This window comes from Paenibacillus sp. GM2FR (assembly GCF_002803325.1).
Taxonomy (GTDB): Bacteria; Bacillota; Bacilli; order Paenibacillales; family Paenibacillaceae; genus Paenibacillus_AQ; species Paenibacillus_AQ lautus.
In genome coordinates, this window is sequence record NZ_MKZM01000009.1 from 496,833 (window position 1) to 518,083 (window position 21,251).

Genomic DNA, 21,251 nt, shown 5'->3' on the forward strand with positions numbered 1-21,251 from the left:
ACAAAATCGTCCATGACGGATGGAGGGAAACGGATGAAGCGCAGTTGGGTGAATTCGCCGTATTCATTTTCGCTTGGCATGTTTGCCATGATGGTCCCGAGCCAGGCGTTCAGCTCCTTTTACATCTTTTTCTACGTGGATACCTTGGGGCTTGGCATAGGGTTGGCTTCCTTGGCACGCACGGTATTTCTCATCTGGGATGCGGTTAACAATCCGCTGATGGGGTATTGGTCCGATCGCACCAAGACCCGGCTGGGGCGGCGCAGGCCGTGGGTGTTCGGCGCCATTCCGCTGTTCATGCTGACCTTCGTGCTGGTGTTCTCGCCGCCGGAAGGATTATCGCAGAACGGACTGTTCATGTGGTTCCTGGTTGCCCTTATCCTGTATGAAGCGGTAGCGACCGTATTATGGGTCAACTATGGAGCACTGTTCCCCGAACTGTTCCGCGGAGACCGCATCCGGGCGAAAGCCTCGGCCATCCAGCAGGGCTACCAGGTTGTGGCGCTATTGATCGGTACCGCGCTGACCCCGATTATTTATGACGCGATGGGATTTTCAAATATGGCGATTCTGTACGCGCTGCTGTTCGGGGTGTTCATGTTCCTCTGCATGATGAGCGTGCGGGAGCAAGAGGTGTACAGTGCAAGCGAACCGCTCAAGCTTGTCCAGGCATTCCGCGAAACCTTGCGCAATAAGAAGTTCTGGGTGTTTAATATCTCCAATTCATTTGCCCAGACGGTAAACGGACTGATAAGCTCGACGATCCCTTTTTATGCAAAATACGTGCTCAGGATCCCTGACAATCAAGTATCCATTCTGCTGGCAGCCGTGTTTGTATCGGTCATTCCGCTGGTATTCGTCTGGTATTGGATGATCCGAAGAATGGATGGTGTGAGAGCATGGCGGTTGTCGCTTGGCGTGTATGGTCTTTCGGTCATTCCGCTCTGGTTTGGTTACGATCTGATCAGCGGGATTCTGGCAGGCATCGGCGTTGGGTTCGGTCTGGCAGGATTTCTGGTAACGCCGGCCATGGTTAGCGGCAACATCATCGATGAGGATGCGGAGCGGACGGGGCTGCGCCGAGAGGGGATCTATACGGCTGTCAGCGGATTTATTACGCGTTCCAGCGGATTGATCTCAGCCCTGGCATTTTTTGTTGTCGGCATGATATTCGGGTATGAAAGCGGTGACAATCCGGGAAGCGATCCGGAATCGACCTTCAGGTATTTGATCAGTGTCGTTCCATTGTGCTTGCTGGCCATTTCCTTCCTGCTATCGTTTGCAACCAAAATCGAATTCTCTAAAACCATAGGAGGCGGGCATGAACATGGAACGAAGACTGATCATCAACTGTGACGATTTCGGACAAAGCAAGGCCATGAATGAGGCGATTCGGCATCTGCTGGAGGAGAACAAAGTCTCCTCGGCAACCATCATGACCGTGGCTCCCGGCTTTGAAGAGGCAGCCTCCTGGGCCGCACGCCGGCGCCAACCCAATGTGGGGCTGCATCTGACCTTGACGAGCGAATTTGAGGCTCTGCGATGGCGCAGCTTGACGGGGCATCCCTCCCTTCAAGACGCCAGCGGTCATCAATACCGGACCGTTCAGGAGTTTGAACGAGGGGCGGAGACAGGGGCTGTGCTAAAAGAGCTGGAGGCGCAGTACCGGCTGGCGAGCAAGGCCGGCGTCCGCATCAGCCATGTGGATAATCATATGGGCAGCCTGTACGGGATGGAAACGGGACGGAGCCTCATTCCGCAGATGTTGTGGAAGACTTCGCGTTGGCGCCTCCCCGCACGACTATTCCGCTATATCCACCCGGAGGACCCGCTGCTCAGCTCGCTGCCGAATATCGAGCGCCCGGTCGCGCTCGCCTCAGGCCTTGCTGATACGTTTGGCGTGCCGATCCCGGATTATCTGCTCTCGCATCCGTTTCCTGTTGTCGAGGGGGAGAGCTATCAGAGCTTCAAGCAATCGCTGATTGATAAGCTGTACAGACTCCCAGAAGGGGTCAGCGAAACCTATGTCCATCCCGGAGCGGAGGATGAATGGATGCTGGCGAATATTCCGAATTGGGAGAAGCGGGTATGGGAGTACCGGCTGCTGTTCGATGACGATTTTGCTTACGGACTGCGGGATGCCAAAGTGATCCTGACGGATTACCGCTATGTGGAGGAGAACTTGAAGCGGCCCCGCGTGCGCTCGGCCGTTAAGCTGATAAAGGTTATGGCGAAGAAAACCCGATAAGTCCCCTAGTAAGCACAAAGCAACCCCTGCCGCGGCACCGGCAGGGGTTGCTTTGTGTTTTAAGTACGATTGGCTTTCGCCGGCACATGCAACTCCGTATAAGTTTACTTCGCTTCAGCTTCCAGCTTGGCGATCTGCTCCTTGTATTGGTTCAGCAGCTTCGCCAGTGCTTCTTTAATGGCATCCGAGTCCTTGGAACCCACGGCTTTAAAGAGGTCGATTCTGGCATGGATGAACACCAGATCTTCATCGCTGATCTTCACTGCATCAAAACTTGCTGCATTGCTGATCTTCACGGCCTCCAAAATTGCTGCCTCGCCATGGATCACGTCGTGTTTCACTACGCCGGCATCGGTTTTAACGACTTCGGCCACTTCTATTGCCGTACCTTCCAGTGGAGAAAACTCCTTGATCTGGGTTGCTTTGAATTGCTTAATATCCCCGCTGTCCACGGACCCCTGGATATCTGCAGCCGGAGTAGCCCTCACGGCAATTGCAATTCCGAATTCACCATCTGCCGTAACCGGCTTTGCATCACCGTTATCTGCAGCGACAGCCGTAGCCTCCGAGAAAAAGAATGTTCCCTCGGCTCCGGCAAGCTTTCCGTATTTCTCCAGCGTTTCCTTCCAGTCCTGAACCGTTTCCGGCGCGTATTTCTCAGCCAATTCCAGCGGATTCGGCATAACGGAAATGGTGGCAGTGGTTGCAACGGGTGCGCTTTTGCCTGGTCGTTTCGGCACATCACTTGTGTCAGTGCCTGAAGCATGTACGGGGAGAGCTGCTGTACCGAGCAGGGCGGCGGAAAGGGCGAGCTTGCCAAACAGTTTGTATTTCATCGAATATAACACTCCTTATCGGGTTGGTTTGTCTTACAGTACCCAGTGTACGAGTCAGCATTGGCAGAACATTGGTGTATTTGTGGAAAAATAATGGCAATCCCCATTCGATTCCCGCAGCTTGGTATACTGAGGGAAGATGAAACCCGGAGGTCTATATATATGAACCAAAATTATCTCATCGCCGTGGTTGACGATGATCAGCATATACGAAATTTGGTGGAAGCTTATTTGCGGAAGGAAGGCTATCGGACGGTGGGCCTTGCAACGGCAGAGGAAGGCTGGGAGATGTGGAGAACGACCCCGCCGGATATGTGGGTGCTGGATATTATGCTGCCTGGCATGGACGGCTTCGAATTGTGCCGGCGGATACGCGCAGAGGCCGAGGTCCCGATCATCATGATCTCTGCGAAGGATAGCGAAGTGGATAAAATACTGGGGCTTGAGCTGGGAAGCGATGACTACATGGTCAAGCCGTTCAGTCCCCGCGAGCTGGTTGCCCGAATCAAACGGCAGCTAAACCGATGGTACAAATTCCATCAGGAGGAGCGTGTTCCGCGGCTTGCTGCGGCTTCCCCGGAGCTTAGCAACGGAAGGCTTCAGTTAATGCTGGAGGAGCGGCGCGTGTTCTGGGATGGGGAAGAAGTGGATATGACTAACAAGGAATTTGAGATGCTGAAAGTGTTCGCTGAGCATCCGAACCGTGCGTTTACAAGGGATGAGCTGCTAACCTCCGTATGGGGCGACGACTACTTTGGTAGCGACCGGGCGGTCGACCATCTCATTAAAAGGCTTCGCAAGAAGGTGGAGCAGCTTCCGATCGAGGCCATCTGGGGGCATGGATATCGAATGAGAATGGATGGGGAGGAATCATCGATATGAAGCTGGTGCATCAGATCAATCTTGCGTTTGCCTTATCGCTAATACTCGTGCTCTCTGTGACGGCGGTCGTGATTCATTATGTGCTGATGGACCATTTTATCGGTACGCAGAGAAAGGACATGCAGACCATAGGGGCTGAGCTGACGGCAAAACTCGAAACCGCGGCCGCCCAGAGCATTCCTATAGAGAGTGCTCCATTGGCTGTTAGCGGGTTGACCGCGGCACAGGTTGCGGAGGTAGGCGTAATCATCCAGGATAGCGAAGGGAATGTAGTCAGCTCGACTCCGGTAACTCCCTCCGCCCAGTTCATGGTAAGTCAGGCGATCCGTCCGGACTATGTGGCTTCGTACTCATCTGCAGCGAGGAGCGGACAATTCCTCACCGAGGTGACGGCGGTTCCCCAAGGGACGATGACGCTGATTACGCCAATCAGCAAGATCAAGGCCATTGAGCAGGCGCTGATGGGGCGTTTGATGCTCGTATTTGCTGTGGGGGGCGTAATCATGGTTATCTTAAGCTTGTTCATCACCAAGAGATTGATTAAGCCGCTCATGCTGCTGCGGGAGGAATTGAAGAAGGTGAAAGAGCGTCAGTTCTCCGAGGTTCAGCGGGTGTCGGCAAGCGGAGAGATCGGCGTAGTTGCAGAGTCCGTGTACGAAATGGCGGGTGAGCTGGAGCGGTACAATCATGTGCAGAAGCAATTCTTCCAGAACGCATCCCACGAGCTGAAGTCGCCGCTCATGTCCATCTCCGGGTATGCGGAGGGAATTCGGGACGGGGTATTCGAAGGGGAGGAGATTCGCAAAGGCCTGGATATCATTATGAGTGAGAGCAGCCGCATGAAAAATATCGTGACCGAGATGACGCTGCTCGCGAAGCTGGACAGCGAGGACGATATCTTTAAGGCAACGGCGGTCAATTTGAAGGAGCTCGTGGAGGAAACGATCGAAAGAGTCAATCCGGTCTTGGTGAAAAAAGGATTGTTCGTGCATCCTTCCTATGGCGATAACGAATCGTTAATGGTGTATGCTGACCGGGATAAGCTGCTGCAAGCGCTGCTGAACATCGTCTCGAATGGAGCAAGGCACGCGAGCAAGCATATATACATTCAAGCCGGTATCCAAAATGGCAGGGTATTCCTCACCGTTTCCGATGATGGCGAAGGCATATCCGAGGAACTGCTTCCGTATTTGTTCCACCGGTTTGTGAAGGGCAAGAATGGGGAGTCCGGTCTGGGTCTGGCCATTGCTCGCGCCATTGTGGAGCGCTGCGGAGGTCTGATCACGGCAGGGAATCGAACAGAGGGAGGGGCCGTCATCTCGGTAGGTTTCCCTCCGCTTAGGAAGACCGCCGTCTTCTAGTTCAGGTGTGTCCCCATCATGGTCTACAGACAGAATCATCACGTTGGGGTAAGAGGGGTCTTTTCTGGGTAATTATACTTAGATAAGGTCTCTTTTTTTGCTCATTCGCACATATCATTCAATATTCTCTAACAAAACGCGTAAGCTATAGAGGATTTCAAGTGGGAAGGCAGAATTCTGTATATATCCGGGCAAGCTGGATGATAACAGGTGACAAGCATGATACAAAATAATCAAAAGGCGATGGTGATGTTGTCCATGGATATGCAGTATCGAATTGAAAAAGATTTTCTGGGGGAAAAACAGCTTCCTGTGGAAGCCTATTACGGGATTAATACGGTTAGGGCGGTAGAGAATTTTCCGATCAGCGGAGTACCCATCCATGCAGAATTGATATCTGCACTGGGCGAAGTTAAGAAAGCCGCAGCCCTGGCGAACATGGAGCTTGGCCTGCTGCCGAAAAAGATAGGCAGTGCCATTATAGAGGCAGCAGACGAGATCATCGCGGGCAATCTTCGTTCCGAATTTATTGTCGATTCCATCCAGGGCGGAGCAGGGACTTCGATCAATATGAATATGAATGAGGTGTTGGCAAACCGAGCGCTGGAGATTTTGGGAAAACAGAAGGCCGAGTATTTCTACTGCAATCCTAATAATCATGTTAATATGTCGCAGTCCACGAACGATGCCATCCCGACGGCGATCCGCATCGCGTCTTACCGTCTGACGCAGGATCTGCTTGAGGTGTTCCGGACCCTGGTTGCCGGCATTCAGGAGAAGGCCAAGGAATTTGACGATGTCATCAAGATGGGGCGCACGCATCTGCAGGATGCGGTACCGATTCGACTCGGACAAGAGTTCGGGGCTTATGCCAATGTTCTGACGCGTGACATTAACCGGATCGAGCGTGCCGCGCAAGGCTTGTTAGTCGTTAATATTGGCGCGACCGCGGTAGGCACGGGGCTTAATGCAACACCGGACTATATGCACAGCGTCGTCCAGCATTTGATTGAGCAGACAGGCTTCTCCTTGAAGCAAGCCGAAGATTTGGTCGATGCCACCCAGAACACCGATGCGTATATGGAATTGTCGGCTGCGCTCAAAGTGTGTGCCGTGAACTTCTCGAAAATGTGCAACGATATCCGCTTGATGGCTTCCGGTCCGAGAGCGGGCTTGAACGAATTGAACGTACCGGCAAGACAACCGGGTTCGTCGATTATGCCGGGCAAGGTCAATCCGGTGATGGCCGAGGTCATGAACCAGGTGTCGTTTCAAGTTATCGGCAATGATCATACGATCAGTTTGGCATGCGAAGCCGGGCAATTTGAGCTTAACGTCATGGTTCCGGTCGCAGCGAACAACTTGATGCATTCCCTCAAAATCCTGAAGAACGGCATGGATGTGTTCTACAAGAATCTGATGGTCGATCTTACAGCGAATAAGGAACGCTGCAAGTACTTCGTCGATAACAGCTACGGCATTATAACGGCGTTGAACCCGCATCTGGGTTATGACGTAGCCTCCAGACTGGTGAAGGAAGCGCAGAAGACAGGCCAGAGCATCAAGGAGATTATTCTGGAGCAGGGTCTTTTGACAGAGGAACAGATCCAGGTCATTCTGGACCCTTACCATATGACATCCCCGGGCATTGCCGGAGAAGAGTTCCTGCTAAATCAATAACGTGTACCATTGTTTTATCGATACAAAGAGCCGACCAAGATGTAGATCTTGGATCGGCTCTTTTTTGGTGCTGGCGGTTAACTCTTGACGGATAACATAGAGAAAGGCTTATGAAACGCTTTGAATCCGGTCGCAAGATGCTACCGGCAGGGTAAGGGTGGTGTGTTGGGATTATGGATGGTTGATTGCGGATATCAGGGAGGCAATGACGTTCTTCTCGGGATCATCCAGCTCCTTATTCGTTTGCCATTGCTCAAGCTCTTGTTTCACCTGTGAAACATCCTGGTAACCAAGATGGTAAGCAATGCTGGAAATGACCCTTTGCCTATTGTCGCCGTCACTCAAATCAGCAAGTGCTTGAACCACGCCTTCCGTGTCTTTGGTGAACAATTCTCCTGCGATGGCGGCATATTGCTCGGCAGAGGCACCGTCGAGATTAGTTGTTGCCAGGAATAGACTCCTGTAATGCTCGGGTTTGATAAGGGACCGGTGGGTATACAGCAGTTCCAGAGTCTCCAATGTTTTGCCATTACTCAGGCGGTTGTACTCTGTCCAGTCCATGCCTTCCAATCGAGGAAGCATGTTCGTGACTTTATCCTCGGTACTTATGTCCTCCTCTTTATACAATGAAAATACGTGCTCCGCCGCACTTTTGTAGTCCGTCACTGCAGTTGTCGCAGGTTGGGTTGATGAAGCCGGTGCTTCCGTTTGGTTGCTCGAACAGGCTGTTACAAGAAATAGAACGGCCATGAGGAACAAGTAAACAAGATTGGGTTTGAACATGGATTCTCATCTCCTTTACATCCTAAACGGATATTTCCAGCAAAGAGTTACATAAACAGGAGAAGAAGATAGGAACATAATTCCAATCGCCTGCTTATCCCGTATATCTTCATAAATGGTAAGATGAAGGCTGCCATATTCACATTCGATTAAGTTTACTGGCAGGCTCCATCTGCCGATAAAAGTGATAGAATAAACGTTAGGTTACATTAAGTGGCAGTATGATAAAAAGGGGTATGTGATTTTGGATAATCGATGTGGTGAAATAACCGATCAGGAGATCATTCAGCGAACTAAGCAGCAGTGTATAGACAAGGGGATGAACCCGGAGCTTCTTCCAACACATACGAATCGATTGAATGATGAGGTATTGGCCGCAAGGCGTGCAAAATATAAAGAATACATCGAAGTGATTCAAGTTTTCGTGAATAAGTTCCTTTCCTCCGGATCAGGAAATCCTGTCGTGATTACGATTACGGATAACGAAGGGTTCATTCTTGATATGGAAGGGGACCCGACCATCATCGAAACAGCCCGGTATTTGGGGATCACCGAGGGCAAAGGCTATTCCAAAGAAGACGGTCCAAGCTCAATTGATCTCTGTCTCCGGTACGAACGGCCGTTTACGTTGATAGGAGAGGACCATTTTCATCACATTCTTCACCGCATGGCATGTTATTCGGCCCCCTTTCACGGTGAAGATGGGAAGGTGATCGTAGGAACGATCTCTCTAATGACGAACAGGGAGTTTGTTCACCCGCATTTGCATGCTTTGTTGTGCACGATGGCCGATTCCCTGGAACGGGAGATGGTTACCCGCAAACAGAACACGCAGCTGCAAACCTTGAATCAGGTGCTCCTCGGAACTAATCATTATGGCGTGATCATTACCGATGCAAAGGGCCAGATTCTGGAGATGAACGAAACGAGCTTAAGCCTGCTGTGCCCGGACGACAGCACCCGGAACCGCACTCGATATGTGGGCCGCACGGTGTTCGGTATTAAGCCGATTGGCGAGTATTATGAGCGGGTGATACACCGGCAGCAAATCTGCATCGGAGAAGAGCTTTCGCTTGAGATATCGGGAACCATGAATCACTATATACTTGATGTTCAGCCTGCATATGGCCGTGAGGGACAGCTCATGCGGGTGGTCGGTTTTCTTCGTGATATTACAGAGATGAAGCGTACGGAGGAAGTGCTGCGGAATACGGAAAAGCTGGTGTTTGCCGGACAGGTTGCCGTAAGCATAGCCCATGAAGTGCGCAATCCCCTCACCACGGTGAAGGGATTACTCCAGCTAGCGAATAAGGACGCCTGTCTTCGGTACTATGACCTGATCATGTCCGAGCTGGAGCGGGCCAATCTGATGGTAGGGGAATTTATGATTCTGGGCAAGCCCCAGGCTGCGGTCTGTAAGCTTGAGGATTGCGGTGAAATTCTGGAAGAGGTGCTTCACTTGTTTGCTATTCAGGCGGAGCTTGGCGGGATCGAGATGACCCAAAACATCGGGCAGAATGCAACGATTCTATGTGACCGGAACCAGATTAAGCAGGTTTTTCTTAATATTCTGAAGAATGCGATGGAAGCCTTGCCGCATGGCGGGAACATCCACATTCATCTGGATGTGCAGGAAGGATATCAACGCGTGATCTTTACGGATAACGGCTCCGGCATGACGGACGATGTGCTTCAGCGGATTGGGGAGCCTTTTCATACGACTAAGCCGGACGGCAATGGCCTTGGCATGATGATTGTCCATCGGATCATGGAGAGCCACAATGGCCGGATCGTCATCCGGAGCGAGGAAGAGCGGGGGACATCGGTTGAGATAAGTCTGCCGATCTCGTAATATGTCGATACTTAGATAGGTATATCTTGTTCACATATTGTACTAAATTATTTAAAGGGTTTTTATAGACACATTATGAGATGACATCTAAAGGAGGACTTATCTCTTGGATTGGCAGGACATCCTATTTAAGTTTGTAGGCGGCTTGGGCATTTTTCTGTTCGGCATCAAGTATATGTCGGACGGTCTGCAGAAGTCAGCAGGGGACAAAATGCGCGGGTTGCTGGAGAAATACACATCCAACCCGGTACTGGGCGTGTTGGTTGGGGTCGGAGTCACGATACTGATTCAATCCTCATCGGGAACGACCGTGATGGCGATTGGACTGGTAAACGCGGGGCTGATGACACTAAGACAAGCCATAGGCGTCATTATGGGGGCCAATATTGGCACGACAATGACTGCATTTATCGTGGGGATTAAAATCGAAGAATATGCACTGCCCATTATTGCGGTAGGGGCGTTCTTTTTATTTTTCTTTAACAAGAAAAGATTCCAATATATCGGCCAGGTGGTCTTTGGCTTTGGTACCCTTTTTCTGGGGTTATCCACCATGGGCAGCGGCGTGAAGCCGCTAAGTGAGCTTCCAGCCTTTACTGACTTCATGATCCAGTTGAAGGATCAGCCTCTCCTGGCGCTTGTTGTAGGTACTGTATTTACGATGGTTGTACAGAGCTCGAGCGCGACCATCGGCATATTGCAGACGATTGCAGACGAAGGAATGATTAACCTGAGAGGTTCGTTACCGATCCTGTTTGGCGATAACATCGGGACAACCATTACCGCGGTACTCGCCTCGATCGGCGCAACGGTGGCCGCCAAGCGCACGGCCCTGGTTCACGTCATCTTTAACGTCATCGGTGCCATTATCTTTATGATTCTGTTGATTCCGGTGCATTCCCTTGTGTTATGGCTGGGAGAAGGCGTCAATATCCGTATGCAGATTGCGTACGCTCACGGCATCTTCAACACAACCAATGCCCTGATCTTCCTGCCATTAATTCCGGCTTTGGCATGGATCGTAACCAAGGTTATTCCTGGCAAGATGCAGGAGTTTGAATTTAAGGCGATTTATCTGGATGAACGCTTGCTGGCCACGCCGGCGGTTGCCTTTGGACAAGCACAGCATGAAATTTTGCGTATGGGGCAGTATGCCCGGGAGACGCTCAACGATGCGTCTACTTTCTTTTTCAGCAGGGAAACCCGGGTGGGGGAACTCGCCCTGCAGAAGGAAGAGCTTATCAACGAATTGAATCGAAAAATCACGGATTATATGGTGAAAATCCAGCAGCAGAACGGATTGCCAGAAGGCGAGTCCGAAAAAGCCTCCGGTTGGTTCCAACTGGTAAACGATATTGAACGGATCGGCGATCACGCGGAAAATATCGTGGAGCTGTCCGAATTCAGCATCAATAAAAAGGTGGAGTTCTCAGAGGAAGCCGGACGCGAGTTGAAGGAGATGCTGTCCCTAGCCGACAAGGCGGTGGAAAGGGCTCTGACTGCGTTAGAGCATAATGACGTGGCCGCGGCTCAAGAGGTGCTGGACTATGAGCGGGAATTGGACGAGATGGAAGTCAAGTTCCGCAAGAGTCATATCCAGCGATTGAACCAGAATCTGTGCACAGGAAACTCCGGAGCGGTCTATCTGGATATTCTAAGCAACTTGGAACGTGTCGGAGATCACAGTAAGAATATCGCTCAATTCGTCATGCACGAGGAGTAAACTCAACAGAGATGGATTTCATAGAAACAGCGCTGACCAAGCCAGTCCCTTGAACCTCAAGGACAGGCGCGGCAGCGCTGTTGTTTTTGTAGGATGAAGTACTTAATCATTATTCCCAGTAACGGGACATGATGTCTGTAGCCCATTCGGGCTGCTTGGTCTTCGTCTTCGGCAAAAATTCTTCCATGACAGGTTTGATATCAACGACGGGAGTCCCGTCTATGGCATCCAGCCCTTTAACGAAAACGGACCTGCCCTCTCTGCTTACCAACTCCACTATGGTAGCTCCTAGCTTGTTGGGGCGGTTCTTGCCGCGCTGGGCGAAGATACCGACCTTGGGAAAGCTCGGATTATTTCGCGGATGTCTCGCCGCGTATTGGATGCTGTCGTCCTGGACGAGATGGAATACATAGATGATTTCAAGGTGGCTGAACGTTTCAATCCCATCCAGGGAGCTTTCATCCCATTCTTCGCCCAGCTTGATCTCCGAGATGACGTCCCCCCAGTAATCATCCTGAATCGCCTTTCTTTCGTTATGGATCGTTCCGATCGCCTGTATCGTATACATGCGGTTACCTCCTTCAGATTTATCGTTCCTTCATATAAACTTCCGGCGTTTTACCGATCACCGCTTTAAAATCCCGGATAAAATGCGACTGGTCATAATACCCCATATCCATGGCCAACTCCAGCACATCCTGATGATCAAGGCCTTCGAGGATTTCAGCGGCGTTTTGCAGCCGGTACAGGCGAATCACCCATTTAGGGCTTACTCCAACGTATTGCTTGAACAGGCGCTGGAGTGATCTCGGGCTCATCTGGAACCATTCGCTAACCTGCTCGACCCGAATGATGTCCCGGTTGTGATGAATTTGATCGATCATGGTATGAATCCGTTCGATCTGTTCATCCTCTTCGGGAAGAATGCGGCGAATAAGCTCCTCCATGTACCTAACCTTTTGCTCCGGCTCCTCTGCGGTCAATAGCTGCTGCTCCAGCGTATGGGGCTCGACTTGGAGAATCTCCATGGTTCCTATGGAGGAATCCGTCAGACGGTCCATGGACGTGTTCACGAACGGATAGAATCCGCCGGGTCTGAACTTGATTCCGAATACTTGCCCTCTGCCCTCCAGATGGTGGGAGTGCCTGGTGCTGGATACGCCATAGAAAGCGGTTCGATAAGGCTGAACAACCAAGTTGGCGCAAGGATTAGGAACAACATCCTGCAGATGAGGCTCTTGATCGGTTAAATCCCAATGAATGATCCAGTAATGCTTGATGAAATAGGAAAGGTCCCTGGATGGGGGAACTCGCAGGAGCTGGAACTTCTCTTCGGCTCTTTTCATGTTCAAGATGCCGAGACTGGGCTGATGAGGATGCTGAATCATGGACATAAACACCTCCAATATCTCCGTAGCAGATCTAAATCGATGGACCGCTAGCCCGCGTATGTGACTTGAGCTTGAAGTGATTCCACAGGTTGCAGATTGTCGCATTTTTACAATACTTGGATCACAGCTGCTTGATAACATCATCATATCACAGGAGGACAAGCCGGTCTTCCTGCACATTTTATGGATATTAGGAGGAGAAAGCCGCATGGAGCCGTTACAATATGAGTTTTATATCGGAGCTTCGCCGGAGAAGGTATGGGATGTCTTAACTTCGCCGGAGGGAACGCGGGCCACCTTTTTCGGGAGTGAGCTGAGGTCTTCTTTTCAAGTAGGGGAGCCTTACGCTTATGTGGGACCGGGGAATGACGGGGAGGAGACGGTTCATGTCTATGGGAATGTTCTGGCTTATGAGCCGCAGAAGACACTGAGTCTCTCCGAGCATCCGGGTCCGTCGTATTACGCGAATCATGAGGAGCTGGAGTCCCGCATTACGTTCACCCTCGAGCCGGTTGGGAATTGTACCAAGCTGACGCTCGTCAATGATCAATACACGCCGGATCATCCGTCCCGCGCCAAGGCAGCGGACAGCTGGTGGATGGTCATGAGCATTTTGAAGACCTATGCGGAGACGGGACAGACTCTGGATCTGGGCTGGTAGCCTCATGTGTGAATAATCGGCATATGGTCAATAGCATCCAAGCATACCCGGACCGTGCACCTGCCATGATTCATGAATTCGATATATATCCAGGATAGTAAGCCTATTAAAGAGCCGTAATGGCTCTTTTTTGTTGCTTTTGGGTATGTGTTTGTTCTGGCTCGCGGTGTCATGATGGTTATCGCATGAGACAACAAGTCAACGCTCGGGCAGTACGCAGGGTGCATTCGTTTATGCGGGGAGGACCGCGTTTCACTTGCCAAATTTTCGATAGCGGGTATGATTTAGGTATCCATGCCGGCTTGCCGATAAGCGGCCTGTCGGAAATGGGAAAGATGGGAGTGAAGGAAACGTGACGGAGCGGAGGCAACTTCCTGTCCAGCAAATTCGTATCGGTATTATCGGAACCCAGACGATCGTTGATAAAATCTTGAAGGTTATTGAATCCTTTCCCTCCTTTGACCCCGTGCCGCTTGTTTTTCAGGATGATGGCGAAGCGCCGGCATTGGCTGAGCGGATCGGAGGCGAGGTTGAGGTGTTGTTCCTCTCGGATCCGCTGTCTCAGCGCAAGGTGAAGGAGCTTGGGCAGGTCTCGATCCCTGTGCATTATGTCCCCGTCACGGACGCGGGTTTATATAAAGCGCTGTTTCATGCCGGGCAGCGGGGAAGACTGGGTGGCGGCATATCGGTGGATACTTTAACGGAGACGATGGTGGTCCGGACGATAAGGGATCTGGGTATCCCAGCTGTACAAGCTGTTATTTACGATGGACCGGCTTATGCCCCGAAGGGGAAGCTGATTGATTTTCACCGTCTTCAATATGAATCCGGCGGGTGCTCCGTTGCATTCACGGGTGTGGAATCGGTGGCCCATGAGCTGACGAGGCTCGGGGTCCCTAATGAGTGGCTGCTGCCTTCCGATCAGGATATCGTGGTATCGCTGGAGCGGGCTTTGCTGTCCACGGCATCCCGCCGGAGCAGGGAAGGTCAGATCGTGGTCGGGATGATCAATATAGATGATTTTGGAACCCAGGCGTTAAGACGGAATAATGAGCACGAGGTGCAGAAGCTGAAGCTGGATATTCACCGGATGGTGCTCGATTATGTGGAATCGCTGGATGGTTATTTGACCCATCTGGGTGGGGACGAGTATCTGTTCTTCACGACGCGCGGCATCTTTGAACGGGAAACCGGCGGCTACAAAACGATTCCCTTGGCCAAAGACGTGAACAAAACCTATGGTATTTCGCTCAGTATCGGCATGGGTTTCGGCCAATCGGCGAGCATGGCGGGAACCAATGCACGCATTGCGATGCGGAAATCAAAGGAGGTTGGCGGCAACGCCTGCTTTATTGTCCGAGAGGATGGAACGCTGATAGGACCGCTGGAGATGGCAGATCCTGTACAGGAAGTACTGTCTTTTACGGATGCAGAGCTGATCAAGCGGGCAGAGGATGCCGGAATGACGAGTGCCTATTTAAGCAAGCTGCTGAACCAGCGTGCCCGTTCGGGTAAATATGAATACAAGGTCCATGAGCTCGCTCACCTGCTGGACATTACCGTCCGCAGTGCACATCGGCTGCTCCAGCTGTGGACCGACAATGATTTGGTCGAGGTTGCCGGAATCGAGAAGGTGCCTAGAGGAAGGCCAAGGCAAATCTTCAGATTTACGTTTTTGGAGTAGCGCTGCGAAATTGCTTTGGGAACGGGCGCCTCTTCCGTTATGCGACGGAGGAGGCGCTTTTCCTGCACCGTTTTTCTAACGAAAAAGGCGCGGTGGTGCCATATCGACATGTCAAATACGGTCCAGGTCGGCCAATATGGTGTCCGTTAATTCGTCGCGATAAACTCTAGTTTCATGATTTTCCTCCTCTATCGCTTGATGCCGATTGTTCGGAAACAAAGTCGCGAAATGACAGGCTATCTGCCAGGAGAGTTCCGGAAAAGCTGCAGGCCAGTTTGAACATGCCGGTGTGCATTGACAATGACCTTCGTACTTACCGTATACGGCGAAGCGATACATGGAGCGGGCAAGGGTTTCTCGAAGTAATGGCCCCGCTTTAATAATTTTTTTAGCGTGCTCGCAACCTTCCAGATGATGGAACCGTTAGTAGATAAAATGGAAAATATTTATCTACAGGGGGTTGAAGTATGGGAAAGCGGGGTTCATGGATTGCTGCTTTGATGCTTATCGTATTGCTGGTCAGCGGCTGCTCTTCGGGTTCTCAAGACAAAAGCGCCGGAGGTGCCGCGGTCGTCGAACCGCAAGCAACATCGGCCGATCAAGCCTCAAACAAAACAGATGGAGGTGAGGCGGAAGCCAAAAGCGAAACGGCGGTTACGAGCAAGACCAGCGTCGAGGAGCCGGCATCGGCGGATGCCCAGCTTCCGAATATGCCATCGTCTGCCCAGGTTTCCGGCACTGGCTTTAACTCGCAGGATTTGTCAAGCGGACTCAACCAAAAGCTGATGTACAAAGCAAATATCGTGATGGAGATTCAGGACTATGGAAAAGCGCAGTCGGAAGTCCGGAACTCGGTGACGCTCTCCGGCGGTTATATCGTTAATTTCAGCGAAACCCAGTCCAGCAGCGAAAAAGGTGGCACGTTTATTGTGAAAGTTCCTGCAAACGGTTTCTCCTCCTTTTTAAACCGTTTGGAGAACATTGCGCATGAAAACCTGCAGCGAAGCATCGAAGGGCAGGACGTGACCGAGGAATACGTCGATTTGGAATCCAGGCTCAAGGCAAAGCAAATCATGGAGGAGCAGTTCGTCGCCTTCATGAAAAAAGCGACCAAAACGACTGACCTTGTCGCTTTTGCCAACGAGCTGGAGCGTATTCAATCGGAAATCGAGCAGATGAAAGGCCGGATGCGTTACATTGACCAAAACGTGTCTTACTCCACGGTGGAAATCCGGCTTTACGAGACGCCTCAAAAAAAGGATGATCCCAAACCGTCCGCCATTCAGGCGCCGCTCGGGCAGCGGGTTTCCGAAGCTTTTCAGGGCAGCATCGACGTGATCACCATCATCGTCCAATGGATTATCGTCATCCTTTCAGGCTCGCTTCCCGTATTGGTCATCGCGGCCTTCGTTCTGATCATCCTATGGCTGGCGCGAAAATCGGGTCAGCGGAAAAGGGAAGAGGCAGCCCGAATACGAAAGTTGCTCAATAACGGGCCGACATCTGAGCAAGGGCGTGTGGAAGGCCATGAGAACGAGGAAAAACGATTGGAAGACGAATAACGCAGGAGCAGATTCGAATACGACTTGAGCTTCATTGTGGCAATCACCTCTAGTTTGCGAAATTAGAAACAGCCGAAAATCCAGGGGAAGGCGGCCAAGGCAAATATTCAGATTCAACTTTCTGGAATAGGATATCAGATATGTACTATAATGGAAGGTGAGGTGATCGTGATGAATAAAATAAAGGTCAAATTTACTCGGTTTGAGAAAATGGTCATCTTCACGATGCTGGGATTGGCAGCCTCCTTTATCATTGCCTTCTTCGTGCTTCGATACATCGTGCTGAACGTTTCGTTTGCTCCCTGACATCAGGGGGCTTTTTTTTATGTATTGTCATGATGAGTCATGAGTCTGTAGCAGCGGTCCCGGTAAAATCCCCATTTCTCGCTGGTAAGCCGCCGAAACGGATTAGTGCATCTCTATCTATTTAAAGACGATTTAAAGATTTGTCTTTATATCAAGCGGGGCCGTATGATGAAGATGAATCATTAATCGGAGGAGGAGATTGTTCATGTTAACCGTTGCAGAATTAGAAGCGAAGCTGGCTGAGCCTTCAGCACAGCTTGTTGCCGATCTGGCGTCTTTGGAGGGGGATATCCTTGTCCTGGGTGTCGGGGGAAAAATGGGTCCAAGTCTTGCAAGGCTGGCTGCCAACGCCGTACGCGAAGGCGGTGGCGGCAAACGGATCATCGGCGTATCCCGGTTCTCGAACCAGGAGGCCAGGCGCGAGCTGGAGGAGGCTGGTGTACAGACGATTTCGTGCGACCTGCTGAACGACGTGGAGCTGCAGCAGCTGCCCGAGGCTCCGAACGTGATCTATATGGCCGGGAACAAATTCGGCACGACCGGCCGCGAATATTTTACTTGGGCGATGAACTCGTATTTGCCGGGCCGGGTGGCCGAGAAATTCAAGCAATCCCGCATGGTGGTGTTCTCATCGGGGAATGTGTATCCGTTCTCGCCGGTGGGCAGCGGCGGAGTCAACGAATCCGTTGCGCCGGAGCCGGTCGGGGAATATGCGCAATCCTGTCTCGGCAGAGAGCGCGTCTTTGAATATTTCTCCCACCAGAACGGTACGCCGATGGCCATTTACCGTCTGAATTACGCCATCGATATGCGGTACGGCGTTTTGCATGAGCTCGCCAGATCGATCCACGAGGACCGCCCGATTCACCTGGCGATGGGGCATGCGAATATTATATGGCAAGGGGATGCCAACGAGATGGCGCTCCGTTCGCTCCTGCATTGCAGCTCGCCTCCCGAAATCATCAACATCACCGGACCGGAGACGATGTCGATTCGCTGGGCGGCACAGGAATTGGCGGCACGGATGGGCAAGGAAGTGACCTTTACGGGTACGGAATCCGAGACCGCACTTCTGAACAATGCTGCGAAATCCCACCAGCTGTTCGGTTATCCGAAGGTGTCTCTGCTGCAGATGCTGGACTGGACCGCAGCATGGGTGCAATCCGGCGGTGAGAGCTGGAATAAGCCGACTCACTTCCAAGAGAGAAAGGGGAAATTCTAATGAGCGGACAGGTTCCTGTAACTCAACGTTTGGCCCCCGAGAAGCTTAAAGCCCTTCACGAAGGGCTCGTCATTCCGGCGCACCCGCTGGCTTTGGACGAGAACCGGAAGCTGGATGAACGCCGGCAGCGGGCATTAACCCGCTATTATGCGGCATCCGGTGCGGGCGGTGTGGCGGTCGGCGTTCATTCGACCCAATTCGAGATCCGCGACAAAGGCATTGACTTGTATGAACCCGTGCTGCGGCTCGCGGCGGAAGAGGTCCGCAAGGCAGAGCTTGACCGGCCCTTCATGTTGGTGGCCGGCGTATGCGGCGAAACGGATCAGGCCGTGGAGGAAACGGAGATCGCCCGCAAGCTCGGCTATGATGCCGTCCTCCTCAGCATGGGCGGGTTAAGCGGCTGGAGCGAAGAGGATATTCTGGAGCGCACGGAGGAGATTGCGAAGAGGATGCCGGTGATCGGTTTCTATCTTCAGCCATCGGTTGGCGGCAAGATTTTCTCCTTTGACTTCTGGCGGTCCTTCGCCGAAATTCCGAATATCGTTGCGATCAAGATGGCTCCCTTCAACCGCTACCAGACGATTGACGTCGTTCGTGCCGTCTGTTATTCGAGCCGCAGAGATGACATTGCGCTCTATACGGGGAACGATGATAACATCGTCAATGATTTGCTTACGACGTATCAATTCCAGGTGGACGGAACGTTGGTCGCCAAGCCTATCGTCGGCGGTCTGCTCGGTCACTGGGCGGTCTGGACCAAGAAGGCGGTGGAGCTGCTGGAAGAGATCAAGGAGGCCCGCACACAGGATCGATTCGCAAAGGAATGGCTGACACGCAATGTGGAGATTACCGACGCCAATGCCGCCTTTTTCGATCCCGCGCATCAGTTTGCAGGCTGTATTCCGGGCATCCATGAGGTGCTCCGCAGGCAGGGGCTGCTGCAAGGCACATGGTGCCTGAATCCGCATGAAACGTTGTCTCCCGGCCAATCAGAAGAGATTGACAGAGTCTACAGAGACTATCCGCATCTGAACGATGACGATTTTATTCGGGAGCACTTGGAAAGTTGGCTGGCGGACTGATACAATGAGGGCAGAATAGTCGAAAGTGGGGAATCGCGCATGCGGTTTAAAGATGTGTTTTCTATTATTGGGCCCAGCATGGTGGGGCCGTCCAGCTCTCATACCGCTGGGGCCGTGCGGATCGGAAGAGCTGCGCGGCGCATATTTGGAGCATTCCCCGATCAGGCGGAAATTGTATTCTATGGATCCTTTGCCGAAACCTACCGCGGCCATGGCACCGATCTGGCTGTGGTGGGCGGACTGCTCGATTTTGCCACGGACGATATGCGCATCCGGAATTCGATCGAGCTTGCCGAAGCGGCAGGCATTGAACTTACATTCAAGACGGCACAGAATGTGGCTTTTCACCCGAATACCGTGGAGCTGAGGCTGACGGACGGTGATCATACCGATGTCATTGCAGGCGCTTCCATTGGCGGAGGCAGCGTGGAAATGCTGCGCGTGAACGGCTTTGACGTCAAGTTTACGATGAATTATCCGGTGCTGCTGGTCTTTCATGATGATACGCCGGGCATGGTCGCGCATATCACCCGGCTCCTGGAGGCCGGCGGCGTCAACATTGCCTATATGGACGTGGACCGCAAGGGAAGGGGCGGCGATGCCATGACGGTGGTGGAGTCGGACGAAGCGGTTCCGGCCGAGCTGATGAAGCATATCGAAGGACTGCCGAGCGTGCACCGCGTCGTCGTTGCGGATTTGACAGTAGAGGAGGCGCAGTCATGAAGTTTTCTACGCTGGAGCAGATCATCGCATGCTGCCAGGAGGATCAGGTTACGATCGGCCAGCTGATGCTGAATGAACAGATCAAGGAAACGGGAAAAAGCCGGGACGAGACGTTCAAGCAAATGGCCGATTACTACGGCATCATGAAGGAAGCGGTGCACCGGGGGATCCATGAACCCGTCCCTTCCAAAAGCGGCCTGACCGGCGGCGATGCCGTGCGTGTCCATCAATATATGAGCAGCGGGGTACCCGCGCTCGGTACCGACGCTTGCACGGCGCTGGCCTACGCCCTGTCCGTGTCCGAGGTAAATGCCTCCATGGGGCGCATCGTGGCGACGCCGACAGCGGGCTCATGCGGCATTATTCCCGGGGTGTTCGTCAGCACCCAGGAACGCTTCGGCTGGGAAGACGAGCATTTGGTGATGGGGCTGTTCAGCGCAGGCGCGATCGGCTACGTCATAGCCAACAACTCGTTTATTTCCGGCGCGGAGGGCGGCTGTCAGGCAGAGGTTGGATCGGCTATCGGCATGGCGGCAGGCGCATTGACAGAGCTGCGGGGCGGTACGCCGGAGCAGGCCGTTCATGCCGTGGGGCTCGCGCTCAAGAATTCCTTGGGACTCATCTGTGATCCGGTTGGCGGGCTGGTCGAGATTCCTTGCATCGTGCGCAACGGCTTCGGCGCCGTGACGGCGCTGGCGGCATCGGATATGGCGCTGGCCGGCGTGCGCAGCGTCATTCCATCCGACGAAGTGATCGACGTGATGCTGGAAGTCGGCACGGCCATGCCGTCTAAGCACAGGGAAACGGCGAAAGGCGGACTTGCGCAGACGCCGACCGGCAAGAAGATCCTGAAGGATCTGTACGGCAAGGAAGGCAAGAAATTAAGGGAAAAGGGTGCCAAAGCCAAGAAAGATGAAACTGGTGATTGATTTCACACCCATTTTCCTATAACGCCTAAGACGTTCTGCTTCTTTAAGGTACGATGAGGAAGAGAAGAAATTTAACATGCTCCGTGAGGGATTTCGTTATGAAATCCCTCTATTTTTTTATCTATTTCTACCGCTTTAGCAATTTCCACACGCTCAAAAAGCCTGATACTATGCGGGTTTTCGGCATTTTATCCGCTTGGATGAGAAAAAACAGCATCTCGCCGAAATACGCTTCTTTACGAATCGTGGAAGCGTTTTTATGATGTGGATGGGTAGAAAATTCCGTGCCGGACGATCGGTATCGGATACCCGATCATTTTAGAATA

At 52.2% G+C, this 21,251-nt stretch carries 19 protein-coding genes; 15 read left to right on the top strand and 4 right to left on the bottom strand.

From position 1 onward, the window contains the following. The first annotated feature begins 33 nt into the window (after window positions 1–33). Window positions 34–1,356, top strand: coding sequence for an MFS transporter (locus tag PAEVO_RS23230; RefSeq protein WP_100539895.1), 1,323 nt, complete (start codon window positions 34–36; stop codon window positions 1,354–1,356). After that, window positions 1,322–2,248 carry a polysaccharide deacetylase family protein gene (locus tag PAEVO_RS23235; RefSeq protein ID WP_481856500.1) on the top strand — a complete coding sequence of 309 codons (927 nt, stop codon included), beginning with the start codon at window positions 1,322–1,324 and terminating at the stop codon, window positions 2,246–2,248. The genes PAEVO_RS23230 and PAEVO_RS23235 overlap by 35 nt, the downstream gene beginning before the upstream one ends. A 104-nt stretch (window positions 2,249–2,352) precedes the next feature. On the opposite strand, the gene PAEVO_RS23240 is transcribed toward PAEVO_RS23235, so the two are convergent. Next, a complete protein-coding gene (locus PAEVO_RS23240) occupies window positions 2,353–3,084 on the bottom strand; it encodes a hypothetical protein (RefSeq protein WP_100539897.1) in 732 nt (243 codons plus the stop codon). Window positions 3,085–3,246: 162 nt separating this feature from the next. On the opposite strand from PAEVO_RS23240, the gene PAEVO_RS23245 reads away from it, so the two are divergent. The 3 genes from PAEVO_RS23245 to PAEVO_RS23255 all read left to right on the top strand — a co-directional run bounded on the left by PAEVO_RS23245 (window position 3,247) and on the right by PAEVO_RS23255 (window position 7,007). Continuing rightward, window positions 3,247–3,966, top strand: a complete 720-nt coding sequence (locus PAEVO_RS23245) for a response regulator transcription factor (protein WP_100539898.1) — start codon at window positions 3,247–3,249, stop codon at window positions 3,964–3,966. Beyond that, complete coding sequence (locus PAEVO_RS23250) at window positions 3,963–5,327, top strand: sensor histidine kinase (protein WP_100539899.1); 1,365 nt, start codon at window positions 3,963–3,965, stop codon at window positions 5,325–5,327. The genes PAEVO_RS23245 and PAEVO_RS23250 overlap by 4 nt, the downstream gene beginning before the upstream one ends. 219 nt (window positions 5,328–5,546) lie before the next feature. Next, a complete protein-coding gene (locus PAEVO_RS23255; RefSeq protein WP_243390910.1) occupies window positions 5,547–7,007 on the top strand; it encodes an aspartate ammonia-lyase in 1,461 nt (486 codons plus the stop codon). Between the two features lie 171 nt (window positions 7,008–7,178). Here the strand turns inward: PAEVO_RS23255 and PAEVO_RS23260 are convergent, their stop codons facing one another. Further along, window positions 7,179–7,790, bottom strand: coding sequence for a hypothetical protein (locus PAEVO_RS23260; RefSeq protein WP_100539900.1), 612 nt, complete (start codon window positions 7,788–7,790; stop codon window positions 7,179–7,181). A gap of 238 nt (window positions 7,791–8,028) precedes the next feature. On the opposite strand from PAEVO_RS23260, the gene PAEVO_RS23265 reads away from it, so the two are divergent. After that, window positions 8,029–9,642 (top strand): ATP-binding protein, encoded by a 1,614-nt coding sequence (locus tag PAEVO_RS23265; RefSeq protein ID WP_100539901.1) that lies wholly within the window; start codon window positions 8,029–8,031, stop codon window positions 9,640–9,642. Window positions 9,643–9,748: 106 nt separating this feature from the next. After that, on the top strand, window positions 9,749–11,365 hold the full coding sequence (locus PAEVO_RS23270; protein ID WP_100539902.1) for a Na/Pi cotransporter family protein: 1,617 nt from the start codon (window positions 9,749–9,751) through the stop codon (window positions 11,363–11,365). A gap of 109 nt (window positions 11,366–11,474) precedes the next feature. Here the strand turns inward: PAEVO_RS23270 and PAEVO_RS23275 are convergent, their stop codons facing one another. Both PAEVO_RS23275 and PAEVO_RS23280 read right to left on the bottom strand, forming a co-directional pair. After that, the gene (locus tag PAEVO_RS23275; RefSeq protein WP_100539903.1) at window positions 11,475–11,933 is read right to left on the bottom strand and encodes an SAM-dependent methyltransferase; all 459 of its coding nucleotides are present in this window, start codon (window positions 11,931–11,933) and stop codon (window positions 11,475–11,477) included. A 19-nt stretch (window positions 11,934–11,952) separates the two neighbouring features. Further along, entirely contained in the window at window positions 11,953–12,753 is an 801-nt protein-coding gene (locus PAEVO_RS23280) for a helix-turn-helix domain-containing protein (protein WP_100540246.1), read from the bottom strand. 211 nt (window positions 12,754–12,964) lie between these two features. On the opposite strand from PAEVO_RS23280, the gene PAEVO_RS23285 reads away from it, so the two are divergent. The 8 genes from PAEVO_RS23285 to sdaAA all read left to right on the top strand — a co-directional run bounded on the left by PAEVO_RS23285 (window position 12,965) and on the right by sdaAA (window position 20,925). Then, a complete protein-coding gene (locus PAEVO_RS23285; RefSeq protein ID WP_100539904.1) occupies window positions 12,965–13,417 on the top strand; it encodes an SRPBCC family protein in 453 nt (150 codons plus the stop codon). 352 nt (window positions 13,418–13,769) lie between these two features. After that, window positions 13,770–15,101, top strand: a complete 1,332-nt coding sequence (locus tag PAEVO_RS23290; protein WP_100539905.1) for a hypothetical protein — start codon at window positions 13,770–13,772, stop codon at window positions 15,099–15,101. Between the two features lie 467 nt (window positions 15,102–15,568). Then, a complete protein-coding gene (locus PAEVO_RS23295; protein WP_100539906.1) occupies window positions 15,569–16,663 on the top strand; it encodes a DUF4349 domain-containing protein in 1,095 nt (364 codons plus the stop codon). A gap of 171 nt (window positions 16,664–16,834) precedes the next feature. Then, a complete protein-coding gene (locus PAEVO_RS34700; protein WP_279300474.1) occupies window positions 16,835–16,969 on the top strand; it encodes a hypothetical protein in 135 nt (44 codons plus the stop codon). 205 nt (window positions 16,970–17,174) lie between these two features. Further along, the gene (locus PAEVO_RS23300; RefSeq protein WP_100539907.1) at window positions 17,175–18,191 is read left to right on the top strand and encodes an NAD-dependent epimerase/dehydratase family protein; all 1,017 of its coding nucleotides are present in this window, start codon (window positions 17,175–17,177) and stop codon (window positions 18,189–18,191) included. Continuing rightward, the gene (locus PAEVO_RS23305) at window positions 18,191–19,273 is read left to right on the top strand and encodes a dihydrodipicolinate synthase family protein (RefSeq protein ID WP_100539908.1); all 1,083 of its coding nucleotides are present in this window, start codon (window positions 18,191–18,193) and stop codon (window positions 19,271–19,273) included. Before PAEVO_RS23300 ends, PAEVO_RS23305 begins: the two co-directional genes overlap by 1 nt. Before the next feature lie 39 nt (window positions 19,274–19,312). After that, window positions 19,313–19,996: an L-serine ammonia-lyase, iron-sulfur-dependent subunit beta gene (gene sdaAB, locus PAEVO_RS23310; RefSeq protein ID WP_100539909.1), complete on the top strand. Its 684-nt coding sequence runs from the start codon at window positions 19,313–19,315 to the stop codon at window positions 19,994–19,996. Continuing rightward, window positions 19,993–20,925: an L-serine ammonia-lyase, iron-sulfur-dependent, subunit alpha gene (gene sdaAA, locus PAEVO_RS23315; RefSeq protein ID WP_100539910.1), complete on the top strand. Its 933-nt coding sequence runs from the start codon at window positions 19,993–19,995 to the stop codon at window positions 20,923–20,925. Before sdaAB ends, sdaAA begins: the two co-directional genes overlap by 4 nt. Window positions 20,926–21,251: the final 326 nt, after the last annotated feature.